The organism is Aquabacterium sp. A3 (genome assembly GCF_038069945.1).
Taxonomy (GTDB): Bacteria; Pseudomonadota; Gammaproteobacteria; order Burkholderiales; family Burkholderiaceae_C; genus Aquabacterium.
In genome coordinates this window covers 1-1467 of the sequence record NZ_JBBPEV010000019.1, presented here as the reverse complement: position 1 = coordinate 1467, position 1467 = coordinate 1, and the positions used below count along the sequence as shown (strand labels likewise).

General features: G+C 53.0%; 3 protein-coding genes. 1 reads left to right on the top strand and 2 read right to left on the bottom strand.

What is annotated here, in order from left to right; translation table 11 throughout:
* Positions 1–237: hypothetical protein (locus tag WNB94_RS17120; RefSeq protein WP_341391584.1), on the top strand; the 237-nt coding region annotated here is incomplete at its 5' end.
* Positions 238–372: 135 nt separating this feature from the next.
* Here WNB94_RS17120 and WNB94_RS17115 read toward each other — a convergent pair.
* Entirely contained in the window at positions 373–612 is a 240-nt protein-coding gene (locus WNB94_RS17115) for a hypothetical protein (RefSeq protein WP_341391583.1), read from the bottom strand.
* Between the two features lie 256 nt (positions 613–868).
* Entirely contained in the window at positions 869–1306 is a 438-nt protein-coding gene (locus WNB94_RS17110; protein ID WP_341391582.1) for a T6SS immunity protein Tdi1 domain-containing protein, read from the bottom strand.
* Positions 1307–1467: the final 161 nt, after the last annotated feature.

Below are 1467 nucleotides of genomic sequence, written 5' to 3'. Positions count from 1 at the left end.
GGTGTTGAATGCGACTGGGTTACAAAAGTGACTAAGCAAAAAGAGGCGAATAGTTCCTTGAACATGCTCTTCATGGATGTTGATTTCAGTACTGTCATGGGAATTTTTCCTTGTGCTTTGGCATCCGTTTGCGTTCTTGGTACGAATGGTGTTGTTTGTAGTCAATGTAGGAGCCTAACTACCAAGGTAACCGGCGCCGGAGCCCGTCAGGGCGGAGGGTACAAGCAAGGGCCATGAGAATGCCGCAGGCATGGCCCTTGGTTGCGTCCGCGTTGACCTGACAGTTAGGCTGGGGCGCGGAGTGGAAGGTTTTTGCATTACGACTACCTGCAATTGTGGGTGTTGCACTTGCTACTGGAAACTAGCCCAAATTTATTGCTTGTCTTTTTCATGGTGGCGCTGCTTGTAGGCCTTCACTGTCTTTGGGATAGATGTAATTACCACGACCATTCCTGCGATGACAAGAACAAAAAAGAGAGAGTCAAATGATGCTGGCACTACATCAAACCACCGCAATCCAAAGATTGCTACGCCACTTGCCCAGACGATGAGGAAGACGATGCTGCTCCGTTTGAGGCTGCGTTCATTCGCAAGTGCTTTATCGTCCTTCACGCTTACTCCTTTGGCCTAACTACCAAGGTAACCGGCGCCGGAGCCCGTGAGGGCGGAGGGCACAAGCAAGGGCCATGAAAATGCCGAAGGCATGGCCCTTGGTTGCGTCCGCGTTGACCTGACAGTTAGGCTAGGGCGCGGAGTGGAAGGTTTTTGCATGACGCCTGCCTGAATTCTGGGTGTTGCACTTCACGTGTCAATTCGCGCTGGGGCGCGGAGTGGAGGGGGGAACTGTGTGTGGCCTGCTTTGTGGACATTAATCAACCACGCTAAACTTGATTGCTGCACCTTCAGGCAAATCTTTGATTTGTTCTGCGATATGGCCAGATGTCAAAACTAGGTCGCACCACGCGAGCTTTGCTATGTTGCTGCCTCCGTACTCGCCACCCAAGGGGCCAGGAATGCGTAGACCGTATTTCTGTCCGGCTGACAGTGGGCCAAGTGACTGCTCCGCCTGCTCTACCAAAGAAGCCATGTACCAGTCGTGCAAGAAATCTTGATCTTTGGACAGACGATCTAGCTCCGCGCGGTCACGAGCGATAACTTGGCAAGAGAGATCTTCCGGGCAGAGCCGCCAATACAGGCCTTGGGTGTCGCGCACCATCAGATTTCCGAAGTCATTCTCGCCAACAATTTCTGATGGCTCAAGCCCTGTCCATCCCCATGCTTTGATGATGCAGTCGATAATGTCCATGTGAATCGTTGAAGTCGGGTGAAATGCCTGTTAATCGGGAGCCTAACTACCAAGGTAACCGGCGCCGGAGCCCGCTAGGGCGGAGGGCACAACCAAGGGCCATGAAAATGCCGAAGGCATGGCCCTTGGTTGCGTCCGCGTTGACCTGACAGTTAGGCTGG